The sequence below is a fragment of the Blastomonas sp. genome (genome assembly GCF_046294995.1).
Classification (GTDB): Bacteria; Pseudomonadota; Alphaproteobacteria; order Sphingomonadales; family Sphingomonadaceae; genus Blastomonas.
On sequence record NZ_JBKBOG010000005.1, the window covers coordinates 1 to 16,372 of the forward strand.

14 protein-coding genes, 1 tRNA gene and 1 pseudogene are annotated in these 16,372 nt (G+C 65.0%); 4 read left to right on the forward strand and 12 right to left on the reverse strand.

Annotated features, from left to right (window positions below; all coding sequences use genetic code 11):
- Window positions 1–483: S1 RNA-binding domain-containing protein (locus ACK4R0_RS08005; RefSeq protein ID WP_409672827.1), on the forward strand; the 483-nt coding region annotated here is incomplete at its 5' end.
- A 153-nt stretch (window positions 484–636) separates the two neighbouring features.
- On the opposite strand, the gene ACK4R0_RS08010 is transcribed toward ACK4R0_RS08005, so the two are convergent.
- Window positions 637–713: transfer RNA gene (locus tag ACK4R0_RS08010), tRNA-Arg, on the reverse strand.
- Window positions 714–797: 84 nt separating this feature from the next.
- Between ACK4R0_RS08010 and ACK4R0_RS08015 the strand changes: the two genes are divergently transcribed.
- Window positions 798–1,550, forward strand: coding sequence for a queuosine precursor transporter (locus ACK4R0_RS08015; protein WP_409672830.1), 753 nt, complete (start codon window positions 798–800; stop codon window positions 1,548–1,550).
- Window positions 1,551–1,557: 7 nt separating this feature from the next.
- Here ACK4R0_RS08015 and ACK4R0_RS08020 read toward each other — a convergent pair whose 3' ends face one another.
- The gene (locus tag ACK4R0_RS08020) at window positions 1,558–1,746 is read right to left on the reverse strand and encodes a PspC domain-containing protein (protein ID WP_409672833.1); all 189 of its coding nucleotides are present in this window, start codon (window positions 1,744–1,746) and stop codon (window positions 1,558–1,560) included.
- 43 nt (window positions 1,747–1,789) lie between these two features.
- Window positions 1,790–1,918: a hypothetical protein gene (locus ACK4R0_RS08025; protein ID WP_409672835.1), complete on the reverse strand. Its 129-nt coding sequence runs from the start codon at window positions 1,916–1,918 to the stop codon at window positions 1,790–1,792.
- 257 nt (window positions 1,919–2,175) lie between these two features.
- Between ACK4R0_RS08025 and recF the strand changes: the two genes are divergently transcribed.
- Window positions 2,176–3,261: a DNA replication/repair protein RecF gene (recF, locus tag ACK4R0_RS08030; RefSeq protein ID WP_409672838.1), complete on the forward strand. Its 1,086-nt coding sequence runs from the start codon at window positions 2,176–2,178 to the stop codon at window positions 3,259–3,261.
- 10 nt (window positions 3,262–3,271) lie between these two features.
- Here the strand turns inward: recF and ACK4R0_RS08035 are convergent, their stop codons facing one another.
- Both ACK4R0_RS08035 and ACK4R0_RS08040 read right to left on the reverse strand, forming a co-directional pair.
- Window positions 3,272–4,660, reverse strand: a complete 1,389-nt coding sequence (locus ACK4R0_RS08035; RefSeq protein ID WP_409672841.1) for an alpha/beta fold hydrolase — start codon at window positions 4,658–4,660, stop codon at window positions 3,272–3,274.
- A 115-nt stretch (window positions 4,661–4,775) separates the two neighbouring features.
- A complete protein-coding gene (locus tag ACK4R0_RS08040; protein WP_409672844.1) occupies window positions 4,776–4,985 on the reverse strand; it encodes a hypothetical protein in 210 nt (69 codons plus the stop codon).
- Window positions 4,986–5,166: 181 nt separating this feature from the next.
- On the opposite strand from ACK4R0_RS08040, the gene ACK4R0_RS08045 reads away from it, so the two are divergent.
- Window positions 5,167–5,373 carry a hypothetical protein gene (locus tag ACK4R0_RS08045; protein ID WP_409672847.1) on the forward strand — a complete coding sequence of 69 codons (207 nt, stop codon included), beginning with the start codon at window positions 5,167–5,169 and terminating at the stop codon, window positions 5,371–5,373.
- A 115-nt stretch (window positions 5,374–5,488) separates the two neighbouring features.
- Here ACK4R0_RS08045 and ACK4R0_RS08050 read toward each other — a convergent pair whose 3' ends face one another.
- The 7 genes and pseudogenes from ACK4R0_RS08050 to ACK4R0_RS08080 form a co-directional block, all read right to left on the reverse strand.
- A complete protein-coding gene (locus tag ACK4R0_RS08050) occupies window positions 5,489–7,801 on the reverse strand; it encodes an ATP-dependent helicase (RefSeq protein ID WP_409672850.1) in 2,313 nt (770 codons plus the stop codon).
- Between the two features lie 249 nt (window positions 7,802–8,050).
- Complete coding sequence (locus tag ACK4R0_RS08055; RefSeq protein ID WP_409672853.1) at window positions 8,051–9,292, reverse strand: DUF2254 domain-containing protein; 1,242 nt, start codon at window positions 9,290–9,292, stop codon at window positions 8,051–8,053.
- 39 nt (window positions 9,293–9,331) lie between these two features.
- Window positions 9,332–9,919 (reverse strand): class I tRNA ligase family protein, encoded by a 588-nt coding sequence (locus ACK4R0_RS08060; RefSeq protein ID WP_409673274.1) that lies wholly within the window; start codon window positions 9,917–9,919, stop codon window positions 9,332–9,334.
- Between the two features lie 2 nt (window positions 9,920–9,921).
- Window positions 9,922–12,282 (reverse strand): annotated as a pseudogene (locus ACK4R0_RS08065) (valine--tRNA ligase); the annotation flags it as partial.
- Between the two features lie 24 nt (window positions 12,283–12,306).
- Entirely contained in the window at window positions 12,307–14,364 is a 2,058-nt protein-coding gene (locus ACK4R0_RS08070) for a prolyl oligopeptidase family serine peptidase (protein ID WP_409672856.1), read from the reverse strand.
- A 61-nt stretch (window positions 14,365–14,425) separates the two neighbouring features.
- Entirely contained in the window at window positions 14,426–14,866 is a 441-nt protein-coding gene (locus tag ACK4R0_RS08075; protein WP_409672859.1) for a DUF2497 domain-containing protein, read from the reverse strand.
- A 36-nt stretch (window positions 14,867–14,902) separates the two neighbouring features.
- Window positions 14,903–16,357 (reverse strand): TolC family outer membrane protein, encoded by a 1,455-nt coding sequence (locus ACK4R0_RS08080; protein ID WP_409672862.1) that lies wholly within the window; start codon window positions 16,355–16,357, stop codon window positions 14,903–14,905.
- Window positions 16,358–16,372: the final 15 nt, after the last annotated feature.

Sequence of the window (16,372 nt, forward strand, 5' to 3'; positions counted from 1 at the left end):
GGCAAGGTCGTCAACATGGTCGATTTCGGCGCGTTCGTGAACTTCATGGGCGGCAAGGACGGCCTGGTCCACGTTTCGGAAATCCGCAACGAGCGGGTCGAGAAGGTGACCGACGTCCTGACCGAAGGCCAGGAAGTCAAGGTCAAGGTTCTCGAGATCGATCCGCGCGGCAAGGTTCGCCTGTCGATGCGCGTTGTCGATCAGGAAACCGGTGAAGAGCTGGAAGACACCCGCCCTGCCCGCGAACCGCGCGAGCGCGGTGAACGTGGCGACCGTGGTGATCGCGGCGATCGTCGCCCCCGCCGTGATGGCGATGGCGGACGTGGTCGCGACGGTGGCCGTGGCGGCGAACGCTCCGGCGGCGGTGATCGTGGCGGCGAGCGCTCCGGCGGTGGCCGTGGTCGCGGTCGTGCAGAAGCCAGCGAAGGCGGCAACACCGGCAGCGATGCCGGCCTGCCCGACTTCATCACCGGCGACAACTGATACCAGCAGGTTGCTGCTAGCAACGCGGGGCAAGCCCCGCGACGCTGAAAAAACCGGTCGGAGGCATCACGCTTCCGGCCGGTTTTTTATGCTGCGCAGTGGCGATGGCACGCGCGTGCCGTCAGCGACAATCCGGGTGATGAGGGGGAGTTTTGGCGCGCCCTACAGGAGTCGAACCTGTGGCCTCAAGATTAGAAGTCTCGCGCTCTATCCAGCTGAGCTAAGGGCGCGCGCCGTTTGACATCGAATTTTGACGTCCGGGGCGCAATAGCGGGCTTTGCATGGGCGTGTAAACCGCGATATGGCGATGGTCCATGCAGTCCGCACCGCCCGACCCCGCCACCGCAGCCCTGGTTCTCGACAGCGGCTTCGATCCCGCCACGCATCGCTTCCGCTATTACGACTTCGTCATGGCGGCGTTCGTCACGGTGCTGCTGCTGTCCAACGTCATCGGTGCGGCCAAGCCGACATTCCTGACCATCGGTGGCGAGCAATGGGTCTATGGCGCGGGGATATTGTTCTTCCCTTTGGGCTATGTGATCGGCGACGTTCTGACCGAGATCTACGGCTATGCCCGCGCACGCCGCGTCATCTGGGCGGGGTTCGGCGCGCTGCTGTTCATGGCATTCATGAGCTGGGTGGTCGTCAGTCTTCCGCCTGCGGACGGCTGGGACGGGCAGGCGGCGTATGAATCGGTGTTCGGCCAGGTGCCGCGGATCGTCTTGGCCTCGATCATCGCTTTCTGGGCGGGCGAGTTCGTCAATAGCTATGTCATGGCGCGGATGAAGGTGTGGACCAAGGGCAAGGCCTTGTGGTCGCGCACCATCGGATCGACGATCGTCGGCCAGGGCGTCGACAGCCTGATCTTCTATCCGCTTGCGTTCTACGGGGTGTGGGACACCAGCCAGGTCATCACCGTGATGATCACCAACTGGCTGCTCAAGGTCAGCTGGGAGGCGGTGCTGACCCCGGTAACCTATCTGGTGGTCGGGTGGCTCAAGCGCCGCGAGGGCGTCGACGTGTTCGATACCGCCACCGACTTCACCCCGTTCAGCACCAGGGTGTAGCCTTCGCTCACCGGTCCGACGCGACCAGGCCGATGATCAGATAGATCAGCACCGGTGCGCCAATACCGAACAGTGCAGCCAGCACAAAGGCGATGCGGATCAGGTTGACGTCCCAGTCGAAATAGTTGGCGATGCCCGAGCATACGCCCATCAGCTTGGAATTCGACTTGTCGAGGTGGAAGGCGCGGTTGTTCATGGTGGTTCCCCTATAAACCAGATGATTTGAAAGCTGTGGCGGATCAGACGATCATCGTCGTCATGGTGCCGATTTCTGCGGGGCCAACGCTCAGGCCGATGAACAGAGCCGAGGTTGCAAATGCGCAGATGGCGGCGATCAGATTGGTGTTGAAGGTCGAGAGCGAGAACATGATGGTGGTCCTTTCTGGTGTTTTGGTGCCCCTCGGGACTGTCCGTCGGGAGATGCCAGAACCATTGCACGGGCCGTGCCAGTTTGCAGAACCTCGTTAAATCAGAGCTTTAGATGCCAGATGCCCATTCTTGCTCAAAGCTGAATGCGAAGTTTTGGGAATATTCACGATAATTTGGCGAGCGCCTTTCCCGTTCATCGCAGCCCGACGCGATTTTCCGCGCGATCGCATGACCAAGCCGCTATAGCCTTGCCCACATGGCGCTCTCCACACTGTCCCTCAGCCAGTTTCGCAACCACGAGGCCAGCCGCATTGCGGCGGGCGCGCGGTACAACGTCATCTGGGGCGACAATGGCGCGGGCAAGACCAACATCCTCGAGGCGATCTCATTGCTCGCCCCCGGGCGCGGGATGCGCCGCGCCAGCATCGAGCAGATGGCGCGTCAGCAGGGTCCGGGAGGCTTTGCGATCTCGGCTGCGCTGGCGGGCGAAGAGGTCAGGATCGGCACCGGTACCAACGCCGACGCGCCCTCGCGGCGGCTGGTGCGGGTGAACGGCGCGGCGGCGGCGGCGACGGGGCTGGCCGACTGGCTCGCGGTGGTGTGGCTGACCCCGGCGATGGACCGATTGTTTCTGGAAGGCGCAGGCGGCAGGCGGCGGTTTCTCGACCGGTTGGTGCTGGCCTTGCACCCCGCGCACGCGCGCCATGCGGCGCGCTATGAGGCCGCGATGCGCGAGCGCAACCGGCTGCTCGGCGAAACCCGTGCGATCGATCCGGGCTGGATCGATGCGCTCGAAGCGCGGATGGCCGAGCATGGCGGCGCGCTGGCCGAGGCGCGCGCCGACACGCTTCAAGCGCTCGAGGTGCAGATCGATTCGCTTGCCGATGGTCCATTCGCTCAGCCGACGCTGGCGCTGGAGCGCAAGGGGCCTGTCGAGGCTGGCGCGCTCGCCGCGGCGCTCAGATCAGGGCGCGCCCGCGACCGCGCCGCCGGACGCGCTCTCGCTGGCCCGCACCGCGACGACCTCATCGTCACCATGCGCCAGAAGGGTCAGGCAGCCGCGCTCTGTTCGACCGGCGAGCAGAAGGCGATGCTGATCGCGATCATCCTGGCGCATGCCGATCTCGTCGCGGAGCGGCGCGGCAGCCGCCTGATCCTGCTCCTCGACGAAATCGCCGCGCATTTGGACCCTGCGAGGCGGGCCGCGCTCTACGACCAGCTCGCGGATCGCTCGGGCCAGGTGTGGATGACCGGCACCGATGCGGCTTTGTTCGAGGCTGTGCCAATGGCAGGCCGCGCCGACTGGAGCGTCAGCGGCGGGGTCGTGACTGCGCTTGGCTGACGCCGGGTAGCTACTCGCCGCTCGGTTCGGGCTCGGTGCAGCGATCCGGCACCGCATCACGTCCGACAAACGCGGATACTGCACCGGCAAAGCACTCTGGCGCGAACAGCGCGAGAAAATGCGCGCCGCGCTCTACCGTGGCAACCTGCACATCACCGACAGCCGCCAGCAATTTCACATGTTCGAGCGCACCTTCATAAGGCGTGTTGGGATCTAGCGTACCGTGAACGACCAGCGTGCGGGGCATCTTTTGCGGCAGTTTACCAAACGCCGCATCGCGTTGGTAGAGCGGCGCGGGGCTGTTCACCAACAGACCCGGCAGCGCGCTGGTGAACAGCGCATCCTTGGCCTCGGCGGACACCTTGTCCTGGCTGATATCGCGCCTCTCGTTGTTCTCCGACCCGCTGATCAGCATGACCAAAGGCAGCGAGGGTGGCGATTGCGGGTACAGCGAGAGCGCGCTGGACAGGCTCGCGGCATCGGCGAGCGCAGCCTTCAGCGGTGCGACGTTTTCATTGCTCAGGCCGTCGATGATCTGCGGAATGCGATCCCGCGCCGAGGGGATGTTGAGCAGCGATCCCAGCAACCGGCGAAGATCCCCACCCGGAACGTTTTCCAGCCAGGCAGGTTCGCTTTGCGCGAGCAGGCTGCGGTAGCGCTGTAGCTGCTCGGGGCTCAGCAAGCTGCGACCGACCGCATCGACAATCTCGGTGCGGCGGCTCAGGTCCCATTGCGGCGCCGTCTCGGGTGGGACCAGGCCATCAAGGATGATCCCGTCGAGCTTGGCCGGAGCGAGTTGCATCATCCGCGCCACCAACTGGGTCCCATAGGATACGCCATAGACGTAAACCTTGCCGCGCGTCCGGTGCCGGGTAATCAGCGTGCCCAGATCGTGCGCGGCGTTGGTGATCGTGAAACTGTGGCTTCGCGCCACGTCACGGTGCATCGCGCCGATACACCCGCCCCATTCGGCTCCGGCCAGCGCGATGCCATCGGCGCTGTCGGGGGACTCCTCTACCGGGCACAGCTTCGACGAGAAGCCCGTGCCGCGGTGATCCGGCACCATCAAGTCATATCCGGAAAACGCCGCCCGATATGCCGCCAGCGCCGGATAGAGAGACGCACCCGATTCGCCGGGGCCACCGGCTATCAGCCACACCTGGCCGCGCGACCTACGCACGCCAAGCGCTGGAAACTTGCGGACGAACAGGGTGACGGTCGCAGCTTCGTCAGTAGCCTTGGCCGGTTGCAACGGCACCACCGATTCAGCGCACCAGGTCCCGGCCAACGCGGGAAAATCTCCGGCATCGCGGCAAGGCTGGAATTCGCGCGCGCTGGCGGCAGGCGACGTCGCGCAGGCGACTGCAAAAACAAAAAGCAGAAAGGCAGATCGCAGCATTGTGGGGCTTTCGCTTTCAGGATCGCGAAGGTTATCCGCGTCTTCATCACGTTAGCCGAAATGTGTGGGTGCGTCGAACTCCCGCTGCCTGCCTATGCGCTGGCAGGAGTGCGCTTTAGTGAATCGTCCCAATGCTCTGGTCGATCGTCATGATCACCAGCAGCCGTTCGATCTGGCGCCAGTGGCAGAAGTGGATGTGGTTGCCGCGCGCGCGGGCGGCTTCGGCGCGGTCCGAGGCTTCGAGGCCGGCGGTCTCGCCGAAGCGCGAGAGCAGCAGGCAGGCGTCGTCATAAGCTTCGCGGGTTCCGATATAAGGCAGGTTCATGGCCGCAGTTGAGTCCCCATTCATTGCCGCCTCCCCTGCTGGTGGCGGTTCGATCAGGGATAACGCGTGGGGGTGCAGGAAGGCTCAACCGGCTTGGTAAACGCAGCGTTAGCGTTTTGCAGGGACGCTGTGCGTCACTTGGCGTTGGCAAATCGCAGCCAGCCGTGGCAAAGGCTGGGGCATGCAGAACGATACGCGCAAAACCCCTGCCCGCCCGGATGATCGCCCGCCTGTGCGCGGTGGCGGCGTGTTCATGGCGCTGGGCACGCTCGCAGGCACAATCATCGGCGGATTGATGGGCCAACCCTCGATCGGCTTTATCGCTGGGCTTAGCGGCGGCTTCGCGCTGCATGGCGCATTATGGTATATGGACAGCCGCAAACGCTGAGGCTGGGGTCGGCGCTAACTGACTTCGTCATTCCCGCGCACGCGGGAATCCCGCTTTTTCGGACCGCCATCGCAAAAGCGGGACCCCCGCCTTCGCGGGGGTGACGACAAGAAAATCAGGCGAGGCTGATAAAGCTGTCGATCACCCGCTTGCGGCCCGCGCTTTCGAAGTCGATCTCGAGCTTGTTGCCCTCCTTCTCCGCGACCAGCCCGTAGCCGAACTTCTGGTGGAAGACGCGGGTACCGACATCGACATCGCTGCGCCCGGCATTGCCCAGGCTGATCGCGCTTGTCCGCGCCTCGGCGACGCGCTGCGGCGCGGTGTTGAACCCGCCGGGGGCCTGCGCCGCGCGCTGCCAGCCGGGGCCGCGCCGTGCCGCGCGTTCGGGATCCCGCGCCAGATGCGCGAACGGATCGTCGCGCTCTGACAGCCCTGCGCGCCACAGCGACGCGCCGCCGGTCAGCGAGCTTTCCTCCTCGATATGCTCTGCCGGCAACTCGCCGATGAAGCGCGAGGGGATCGAGCTGGTCCATTGGCCATAGATGCGCCGGTTGGCCGCGTGCATGATCGTGCAGCTGCTGCGCGCGCGCGTAATCGCGACATAGGCAAGGCGGCGCTCTTCCTCGAGGCTGGCGAGACCGCCTTCGTCGAGCGAGCGCTGCGAGGGGAACACGCCCTCCTCCCATCCGGCGAGGAAGACGTGCTCGAACTCGAGCCCCTTGGCGCCGTGGATGGTCATCATCGTGACCTTGGCTTCGTCGGCCGATGCCTCGTTGTCCATCACCAGACTGACATGCTCGAGGAAGTCGCCGAGGCTTTCGTACTCTTCCATCGCGCGGGCAAGTTCGGAAAGGTTTTCCAGCCGCCCCGATGCCTCGACCGACTTTTCGGCCTGCAGCACCTGGGTATAGCCCGATTCGTCCATGATCTGCCGGACGAGGTCGGCCGGGTTCATCGTGGTCAGCATCTCCCGCCAACGCGCGATGCCGCGCATCAGGCTGGTCAGCGAGGTGCGCGCACGCGCGGGCAGTTCGTCGCTGTCGAGAATCTGGAAGGCGGCAGCGCTGAGCGGCAATGCGGTGGCGCGCGCCAGCCGGTGCACCTTCTCGAGAGCCTTGTCGCCCAGGCCGCGCTTGGGGGTGTTGAAAATCCGCTCGAACGCCAGATCGTCCGCCGGCTGGTTGACGACGCGCAAGTAAGCGAGCGCATCGCGGATTTCGGCGCGCTCATAGAAGCGGAAACCCCCGACGATGCGGTAGGGCATGCCGATGGCGATGAACCGGTCCTCGAACTCGCGGGTCTGGAACGAGGCGCGCACCAGGATCGCGGTCTTGTCGAGGCTGGTGCCGCCGCGCGTGATCCGCTCGAGCTCCTCGCCGGTGCGCCGCGCCTCTTCGGGGCCATCCCAGACGCCGAGCACGCGCACCTTGTCGCCGGCATCGACCTCGGTCCACAATGTCTTGCCGAGCCGGTCGCCGTTCGAGGCGATCAGCCCCGATGCCGCGCCCAATATGTGCGGGGTCGAGCGGTAGTTCTGCTCGAGCTTGATCACCCGTGCGCCGGGAAAATCCTTTTCAAACCGCAGGATGTTGGCGACCTCCGCACCGCGCCACGAATAGATCGACTGATCGTCATCGCCGACGCAGCAGATATTCTTGCGCGCCTGCGCGAGCAGCCGCAGCCACAGATACTGGCTGGAGTTGGTGTCCTGATACTCGTCGACCAGAATGTATTTGAACCTTTGCTGATACTGCTCCAGCACCGCGCGGTCGGTCTTGAGCAGGGTCAGCATGTGCAGCAGCAGGTCGCCGAAATCGCAGGCATTGAGCGCCTTCAGCCGGTCCTGATAGGCGGTGTAAAGCTCCTGCCCGCGCCCGTTTGCGTAAAGCTCGCTCTCGGCAGCGTCGAGTTCGTGCGGGTTCAACCCCTTGTTCTTCCAGCGGTCGATGCAGCCGGCCAGCTGCCGCGCAGGCCAGCGCTTGTCGTCGATATCAGCGGCCTGGATCAACTGCTTGAGCAGCCGCAGCTGGTCGTCGGTGTCGATGATCGTGAAGTTCGATTGCAGTCCGACCAGTTCGGCATGGCGGCGCAGCATCTTGGCGCCGATCGAGTGGAAGGTGCCCAACCACGGCATCCCCTCGACCGCATCGCCGATGATCTTTCCTACCCGCTCGCGCATCTCGCGCGCGGCCTTGTTGGTGAAGGTCACCGCGAGGATTTCCGAAGGCCACGCACGCCGCGTGGCGATCAGATGCGCCAGCCGCGCGGTCAGCGCCGCGGTCTTGCCGGTCCCAGCGCCCGCGAGCACCAGCACCGGCCCCTCGGACGACAGCACCGCCTCGCGCTGCGGCGTGTTGAGCCCCTGCAGATAGGCGGGGTCCTGCGGCGATGGCGGCGGAAATTCGGATGCGGGGGCGAGCGTGTTCACCAACGAACGTTTAGGGAACGTGGGGGCTTGGGGCAAGGGGTGAGGTGGTCCGATACGATCGATCGAAAATCCTCCCCGAGCTCGTCTCGGGGAGGGGGACCGCCGACCGCAGGTCGGTGGTGGAGGGGAAGCGGGATCGCGCAACGATCGAGCGCAGCACGACCTCGCTTCCCCTCCACCCCCCGCTGCGCGGGCGGTCCCCCTCCCCCAGCAAGCTGGGGGAGGATTTGATCCACAAGCAATCGACCATCAATCGAGAACAAACCGCTCCAGCATCTCCACATCGGCAGGCAACTCCAGCCCGATCTTCGCGCGCGCGAACGCCTCGTGCGACATTGCCCGCGCCGCGTCGCCGAAATGCGCCGGATCATGCGCGGCGAGCGATTGCAGCGCCTTTTGCAGCCGGATCTGCACCTCGAGCTGGCCCGCACCATCGCGCGCGATCCAGCGGAAGGCATCGCCGACCATCTCCTCGACGCTGACCGGCGGCACGTGCAGGCGGGGGCACGTCACGCTGGCTACCGTCTCGCGCGCCTGGCTGCTCCATTTGGCGAGCACGCGCAGCGCAGTGCCCAGCACGTCGATCGCGGTTCCCGGATCATTGATCCCCGCCGACAGCGCCTTGGACGCGGTCTCGGACAGCACGATCAGGCAATAACGCGGGTCAGCCTCGAAGGTGCGATCGCCGCTGATGACGAATGCCGCGCGCACCGATCTGGCGGTTTCCTCGTCGAGCGCGCTGGATGTCTTGAGCAGGATGGTGGTCGAATCGACATAGGTGCCGGGGCGGACGGCGAGATAGAAATCCATGTCCTGCTCGGCGCTGATGGTCGAGAACAGCGCATCATCGATGGCCTGAACGAAGCCGAAGCGCTCAGCGCGCAGCGGGACGCCATGGTCCGGCATCGTCTCAAACGCGACCCCGCCGAGCAACGGCCGCCGGGCGAGCTCGGCAAACGCGGTGTCGGCGGCGTTTTCCAGCAGGTCGACGACCTCGGAGACATCGCCCAAATTGCTCAGCCGCCCGATCCAGCGCAGCAGCGCGTAGATCACCGAGACGATCACCAGGCAGGTGGTCATGAACAGGATGACGCGCGCGGGCGCGCCGAAAAAGCTGGTCGCCAGGCCAACCGTGCCGACGATGGCGTAGATGAAACCGCCGATGAACACCGATATCGCGTTCTGCGCGGTGCGATCCTGCATCAGCAGCGGACGTGCCCGTGGCGTCGCCGCCGATGCCGCCGCCTGCAGCGACGATACCATGATGCCGAGCGAGAAAATCGCCACCGCGAGCAGCGAGCTGGCCAGCACGTCGAGCAGATCGTCGACGCCGTCGAGCCCGATCAGCTCGTTGAACTCATCGGGCAGCAACCGTCCGGCGCTCGGGGCCAGCAGCAGCGCCGCCACCGCCAGCAGCGCATAGGCCGCTGGCGTGAACCACAGCGAGCGGAATATCCGCCGGGCGAATAGCCGTGCATGCGACAAAGTCATCGCGGTGGCTCCCCGGTCAGCGGGCGTATGGGCCGGCGCCTATCCAAGCCGCGCGAGTGCCGCTGACAGCCGCTCGGCCTCGGCGGATTTCTCCGCATGATCCGCCCGCGCCTTCTCGACCGCCTCGGGCTTGGCCTTCTCGACGAACGCCGGGTTGGACAAGCGGCCCTCGAGCGACTTGGCCTCCTTGGTCACCGCTTCGAGCGCCTTGGCGAGCCGCGCCTTTTCGGCGGCGATGTCGATGATGCCTTCGAGCGGCAGCACGAAGGTCGCCTCGTTGACCACGATCTGGATATTCGCGCCTTTGGGGGCGGATTCGCCCAACGGCGCGAAGTCGATCCGGGCAAGCCTCTGTGCGCCGGTGGCAAAGCCGTTGATCCACCCGCAGGTGCGATCGTTCGCACCCTGCACGAAGCCGCGCAGCCGCTGTCCCGGCGCGATGCCGAGTTCGTTCTTGGCCGAACGGATTTCACGCACCAGCGCGATGCGCCACTCGGTCTCGGCCTTGGCGTCGGCATCGACGCTGGCGTTGGGCGCGGGCCATTGCGCGAGGATCAGGTCATTCTCCCGTTCGCCAAGCGCGTGCCACAGCTCTTCGGTGATGAACGGCATGAACGGGTGGAGCATCACCAGAATCTGGTCGAGCACCCATCCGGCAACCGCGCGGGTTTCTGCCCTCTCCCCTGAAGGGGAGAGGGCTCAGAAGAAAGAACCGGCTTGATCAGCTCGAGATACCAGTCGCAGAACTGGTCCCAGACGAAGTGATAGATCGCGTTCGCCGCCGCATCGAAGCGCAGGTCGGCGAGCGCCTTGTCGAGCGCTGCGACGGTATCGACCACCTCGCCGATGATCCAGCGGTTGACCGCCAGCGTTGCCTGCGGAGCCGCGACCGAGGAACTCGCGCCGATGCCGTTCGACTGGCAGAAACGCGATGCATTCCACAGCTTGGTGGCGAAGTTGCGATAGCCCTCGACCCGGCGTTCATCCATCTTGATGTCGCGGCCCTGGCTTTCCATCGCCGCCATGAAGAAACGCAGCGCATCGGCGCCATATTGGTCGATCAGCCCCAATGGATCGACGGTGTTGCCCTTGGATTTGGACATCTTCGCACCATCGGCAGCGCGGACGAGGCCGTGCAGATACAGCTGCTTCCACGGGGCCGCGCCCATGAAATGCGTCCCCATCATCGCCATCCGCGCATCCCAGAAGAACAGGATGTCGAAGCCCGAGATGAGGAGGTCGTTGGGATAGTGTTTGGCGAGCAGGTTCGGGCCAGAGGCGCCACCCCCAGCCGAGTTCCCGAGCGCAGTCGAGGGACCTTGCGCCACCGTCTCCCCACGTCCCTCGACTTCGCTCGGGACAGACGGAGGAGGGGCGTTATCCGGCCAACCCAAGGTCGCAAACGGCCAGAGCGCCGAGGAGAACCAGGTGTCGAGGACGTCGGAATCGCGAAGAAGCCTGATCGTCAGGCCCTCCCGGACGTGAATATCACCCTCTTCGACTTCTACCCAAACCCGAGACTCTGGAGAGTCCATGGTCGAATAATACTCTCTGGCCTGTTCGAGTGCTTCTTCGGGAGTGGAACCGACAAACGCCTTGTCAGGTTGCTCATAATCGAACTCTCCATCCTTAACAGCTGGCCCATACCACGCCGGAATCCGATGCCCCCACCACAACTGACGGCTCACACACCAGGGCTGGATATTGTCCATCCAGTGGAAGAACGTCTTCTCCCAGCTCTTGGGCACGATCTCGATCACGCCGGTCTTCACCGCCTCGATCGCGGGCTGCGCGAGGGTCTTGGCGTCGACATACCATTGGTCGGTCAGCCACGGCTCGATCACCACGCCGCCGCGATCGCCATAAGGCGTCTGAATGGTGCGCGGCTCGGCGTCGTGCTCGGTGACTTCGCCATCCTTGGACGTGACGACATGCGGCACGAGGTGGCCCAGCGCCTTCATCCGCTCGACGACTTGGCGGCGCGCATCGAAGCGGTCGACACCGACGAACTCGGCCGGGATCAAGCCATCGGTGGTCTGCACCACCTTGGCCTCGGCATCGAACATGTTGAGCATGTCGCTTGCCGCAATGCCGGCGCGCCTGCCGACCTCGAAGTCGTTGAAATCATGCCCCGGGGTGATCTTCACCGCGCCCGAACCCAGCTCGGGGTCGGCATGGTCGTCGGCAACGATGGGGATACGCCGTCCGGTGATCGGCAGCTCGACGAACTTGCCGATAACGCTGGTATAGCGCGGGTCGGCGCCGTTCACCGCGACCGCCATATCGGCGAGCATCGTTTCGGGCCGGGTCGTCGCGACCACGATATGGTCGCGCCCATCGTCGAGCGTCACGCCATCCGCCAGCGGATAGCGGAAGTGCCAGAAGCTGCCCTGCACTTCGCGCGTTTCCACCTCGAGATCGCTGATAGCGGTCTTGAGCTTGGGGTCCCAGTTGACCAGGCGCTTGTCGCGGTAGATCAGCCCCTGATTGTGCAGGTCGACGAACACCTTGAGCACCGCCTTGCTGAAATGCGGGTCCATGGTGAACTGCTCGCGCGACCAGTCCATCGAGCAGCCCAGGCGGCGCAGCTGGCGGGTGATCTGACCGCCGCTTTCTTCCTTCCACTCCCAGACCTTCTTGACGAAGTCCTCGCGCGAATAGTTGGTTCGCTTGTCCTGCCGCGCCTCGAGCTGGCGCTCGACCACCATTTGCGTCGCGATGCCCGCATGGTCGGTGCCGACCACCCAGAGCGCATCCTTGCCGCGCAACCGCTCGTAGCGGATCATGATGTCCTGCAGCGTGTTGTCGAGCGCATGGCCGATGTGCAGCGATCCGGTCACGTTCGGCGGCGGGTTGACGATCGTGTACGGCACAGCATCGGGCCGCGCGGGCCGGAACGCGTTCGTCTCCTCCCAATGCGGATACCATTTCGCCTCGATCGCGGCAGGATCGAATGTCTTGGGCAGCTCTTGCTTGTCGGTGCTCGTCATCCCGCCGCTTTAACGCAGGATGGGTTATTTTCCAGCCGTTTTGAGATGCTGCTCCAGCCAGTCGAAGACATTGCGATGCCATTGCACCGAGTTCTGCGCTTTGAGCACCCAGTGGTTTTCGTCGGGGAAGATCAGCAGCTTCGATTCGATCCCCTGCCGCTGCAGCGCGGTGAACGCGGCGAGCGATTGCGAATAGGGGATGCGGAAGTCCTTTTCGCCGTGGATCACCAGCGTCGGCGTCTTCCAGTTGGTGACGTGGTTCACCGGGTTCCACTTCTCGGCATCCTGGCGCTCCCACCAAGGGCCGCCATGGTCCCATTCGTCGAACCACAGTTCCTCGGTCTCGAACGCCATCGCGCGCAGATCGAACACGCCTGCGTGGGTCACCAGGCACTTGAAGCCATCGGGCCACTGGCCTGCGATCCAGTTCATCATATAGCCGCCATAGCTGCCGCCCAGCGCGCAGGCGTTGGCGGTATCGAGCGCGGCATCGATGCCGGGAAGCGCCGCCATGCCGAGTTTCAGATCCTCGAGCGGCTTGCCGCCCCAGTCCTTGTTGATCGAGTCGGTAAACGCCTGGCCGTATCCGGTCGATCCGTGAAAATCGATGCTGACTGCGGCATAGCCCTGCGAAGCCATCACCGCCGGGTTCCAGCGGTACGACCAGCTGTTGTTGAAGCTGCCCTGCGGCCCGCCATGCACCAGCAGCGCGACAGGAAGCTTGCCCTTCGCGCCCTGCGGCTTGACGATCTGGCCGTGGACCAGATCGCCATTGGCGCCCTTGAAACTGAACTTTTCATAAGCCACCGGATCGAGCCCGGCGAGCTTGTCGGCGTTGACGTTGGTCAGGCGGCGGGTCTGGCCGTTGCGCTGCATCAGCACCAGGTCATCGGGCGCGGCAATCGAATTGACGGTATAGACAAAGCCGCCGTTCGCCAACGGCACGACATTGTTCACGTTGCCGCGCTCGGTCAGCCGCGTGACCTTGCCGCTGGGCACATCGATGCGGAACACGGGATGTTCGAGCGTATCCTGCGCGGTGACCAGCAGGCTCTTCGAGTCCGCCGCCCAGGCTATCGAGCCGGCCGAGCGGTCCCAGCTCTCGGTGAGCCTGGTGACCTTGCCGGTCTTCATGTCGCGCAGATGGACGACCATGCGGTCGGCCTCATAGCCGGGCCGCGCCATCGCCGCCCAGGCGAGCCACCGGCCATCGGGTGAGGCGGCGGGCAGCGAATCGGTCGCCTGGTTGGCCTCGGTGAGGTTCACCGCCGCAGCGCCTTCGGCCAGCGGCTGCCAGATGATATCGGTGTTGGTCGATCGCGGCTCGTCGCCGTCGGACTTGCGGATGGTGAAGGCGATCGCGCTGCTGTCTGCGGCCCAGGCAATCTCTTCCCCGCCGCCGAACGGCTTGGTGGGAGCATCGCCCTCGATCGATCCGCTCAACGCGCGTGCTGGCCCTGCGGCCTTGCCATCGCTGCCCAGCGCATAGGCGTAGATGCGCGAATAGGTGCCCGGCTCGCGCCAGCTATCCCAGTGGCGCACGAACAACCGGTCGTACTCGCGCCCGCTGCCCTGCCCGCTTGCCCCGCCGTCGGCGCAGCCCTCGAGCGAACATCCCTGCTTCATATCGGCCCAGACCGCGAGGCGCGCGCCATCGGGCGAGAGGCTGAACCCGCTGATGTCGGTGGCAGCGTCGGTCACCTGCATCGGCTCGCCGGTGGGGAGCGCGACGCGCCACACTTGGGCAGTGCCCGAGCGGTTGGAGAGGAAGAAAAGATGCTGGCCATCGCGCGCGAACACTGGCGCGCTCTCGTTATGGCCCGGGGAATCGGCGATGACGATGGGCCGCGCGTTCGGGCTGGCGATATCGAGCAGCTGAAGCCCGGTGCTGCGCTTGTTGGCGGCCAGATCGGTCGTGGTCAGCTGATACGCGACCCATTTGCCATCGGGCGAAGCAGCAGGCGCGCCCAGCCGGTTGAACGTGGCCAGATCGCTTTCGGTCATCGGGCGCGCGGCGGCGGGGCTGACGAGAAGAGGCGAAAGCGCGCTGGCAAGCAGCGCAGCAAGGTATGTCTGTTTCATGGTTGCCGCTGTTACCAGCAAGCATCGGTGCGCGCAAAGCCCCTTCGGAGCAGCGATCGGTTCAGCCCTTGCGCCCGGTGATGCGGCCGATTTCCTTGGCCACCAGCGCCTCGACCATGTCGGGCAGGTTGCGATCCAGCCATTCGGCCAGCATCGGGCGCAGCATCTCGCGCACCATGCCTTCGAGCGAGGTTTCGCCCGAGCGCACGATCTGCGGGCTGGCACCCGGTTCGGTCAGCGTCGCCAGTACGGCAAGCGATTCGCGCATCGATTGCTCGCCGGCGCGGCTCAGCAGCGGGGTTTCCTCAGCGGGTGCGGCGTCCTGGGGCTCGACGCTGTCGGTGAGCTCCAGAATATCGTCCGCCGTCTTTTCCTGGCGCGCCGGTGCAGGCGCGGGTCGCGCGGGCGCAGGACGCCGGGGCTTGCGCCCGTCTTCGGCGATCACCTTCTTGATCGAGGCGAGAATTTCCTCGAGGCTAGGCTCGCCGATATCGCGCGTCATTGTTCCAGCCCCTGATTCGAAAACGCCCTTGCCCGATTATTCTTCGGGCGGACCCATCACTGCGGCATTTTGCGCCGGGCTGTCAACGGTGCGCGTCGATTGCGCGACCGGATCCCTGTCCGAATCCCAGTCGTTGATCCTGTCGCGGACACGCTCGTAATTGATCTCGGGATCATACAACACGCCGCCATCGAGCCCCAGATCGCGCGCTTCTGCCCGGCCCATCGCCGCGAGCAGGGTGAAGCCTGCGACATAGGCATTGCGCCGTGCCGTCACCAGCTGGACCTGGGCATTGAGCAGTTCGCGCTCGGCATCGAGAATGTCGAGCACCGTCCGGTTGCCGACGCTGTTTTCAGCGCGAACGCCCTCCAGCGCCAGTTCGTTCGATTCGACGGCCTTTTGCGACGATTCGATCACCTGCATCGAGGCATTGAAGCTGGCATAGGCCGCGCGGACCTGCGCGATGATGCTGCGCTCGACCGCGATCTCCTGTTCGATCGCCTGGCCCGACACCGCTTGTGCGCGGCGGATCTGCGCGGCAGGGCGGCCCCCCTGATAGACCGGGACGGTGAGCTGGACGCCTGCAGAAGCGCTCGACTGCTGCTGCACGAATGAGCCTTCAAACAGATTACTGCCCAAAGTGCCTAGGAAGTTCTGGTAATTGCCCTGGGTGAACAGGCTAACCTGCGGCATCCGTGTCCCCCGCGCAGCCCTGATGTCGAAATTCGATGCCTCCACCCGTTCGCGCGCAGCTTCCAGATCGGGGTTGTTGCCAAGCGCGGCCTCGACCGCGGTTTCGGGCGCATCGGGAAGGTTGGGCAGCGGAGGTGGCGGCTCGAGCTCACCCGGCACCTTGCCGACGAGCTGGATATACACTTCCTTGCTGCGGATGAGATTGGCCTCGGCGGTCTGCAGGTCGCTGCGCGCGATCGCCAACCGAGCCTCGGATTGCGCGACATCGGTACGGGTGAGATCGCCGATCTCGAACCGGTCTGACGAAGCCTGCAGGTTGACGTCGAGCACCGAGACATTCTGCCGCTGCAGCCCGACGATCGCCTCGTCGCGGATCACATCCATATAGGCGGCGACGACATTGCTGAAGACGCTCGCCTCGGTCCCGCGCAGATCGGCCTGGCCGGCATCGACGCGCACCTTGGCGGCATTGATCGCGTTGCGTACGCTGCCGCCCGAATAGATCGGCACGTTGAGGCTCAGCGTCCCGGCCAGCGAGCGTTCGGGCGCGGTAAAGGCGTTGGCGGGATTGAGGAAGTTCTCGGTATATTGCGCCTGCACCTGCGAATTGGGCCTGCCATCCGCCAGCGCGATCGGGACGCCTTCATCGGTCGCGCGCTGCTGGGCGCGCGCCGCGTTGAGCGTGGGATTGGTCTGGTAGGCCGCGATCAGCGCATCGCGCAGCGTTTCTGCGTGCAGCGGCGCGCTGCCCAGAACGAGCGCCGCACCGCAACCGGTCATCCAAAGCGAAATCTTCATCAATCCGGTTCTCAT

Coding starts and splice junctions, on each gene's coding strand:
- ACK4R0_RS08015 (WP_409672830.1), top strand. CDS start 798: ATGCAGTCCGCACCGCCCGACCCCGCCACCGCAGCCCTGGTTCTCGAC.
- ACK4R0_RS08020 (WP_409672833.1), bottom strand. CDS start 1,746: ATGAACAACCGCGCCTTCCACCTCGACAAGTCGAATTCCAAGCTGATG.
- ACK4R0_RS08025 (WP_409672835.1), bottom strand. CDS start 1,918: ATGTTCTCGCTCTCGACCTTCAACACCAATCTGATCGCCGCCATCTGC.
- recF (WP_409672838.1), top strand. CDS start 2,176: ATGGCGCTCTCCACACTGTCCCTCAGCCAGTTTCGCAACCACGAGGCC.
- ACK4R0_RS08035 (WP_409672841.1), bottom strand. CDS start 4,660: ATGCTGCGATCTGCCTTTCTGCTTTTTGTTTTTGCAGTCGCCTGCGCG.
- ACK4R0_RS08040 (WP_409672844.1), bottom strand. CDS start 4,985: ATGAACCTGCCTTATATCGGAACCCGCGAAGCTTATGACGACGCCTGC.
- ACK4R0_RS08045 (WP_409672847.1), top strand. CDS start 5,167: ATGCAGAACGATACGCGCAAAACCCCTGCCCGCCCGGATGATCGCCCG.
- ACK4R0_RS08055 (WP_409672853.1), bottom strand. CDS start 9,292: ATGACTTTGTCGCATGCACGGCTATTCGCCCGGCGGATATTCCGCTCG.
- ACK4R0_RS08060 (WP_409673274.1), bottom strand. CDS start 9,919: ATGCTCCACCCGTTCATGCCGTTCATCACCGAAGAGCTGTGGCACGCG.
- ACK4R0_RS08070 (WP_409672856.1), bottom strand. CDS start 14,364: ATGAAACAGACATACCTTGCTGCGCTGCTTGCCAGCGCGCTTTCGCCT.
- ACK4R0_RS08075 (WP_409672859.1), bottom strand. CDS start 14,866: ATGACGCGCGATATCGGCGAGCCTAGCCTCGAGGAAATTCTCGCCTCG.
- ACK4R0_RS08080 (WP_409672862.1), bottom strand. CDS start 16,357: ATGAAGATTTCGCTTTGGATGACCGGTTGCGGTGCGGCGCTCGTTCTG.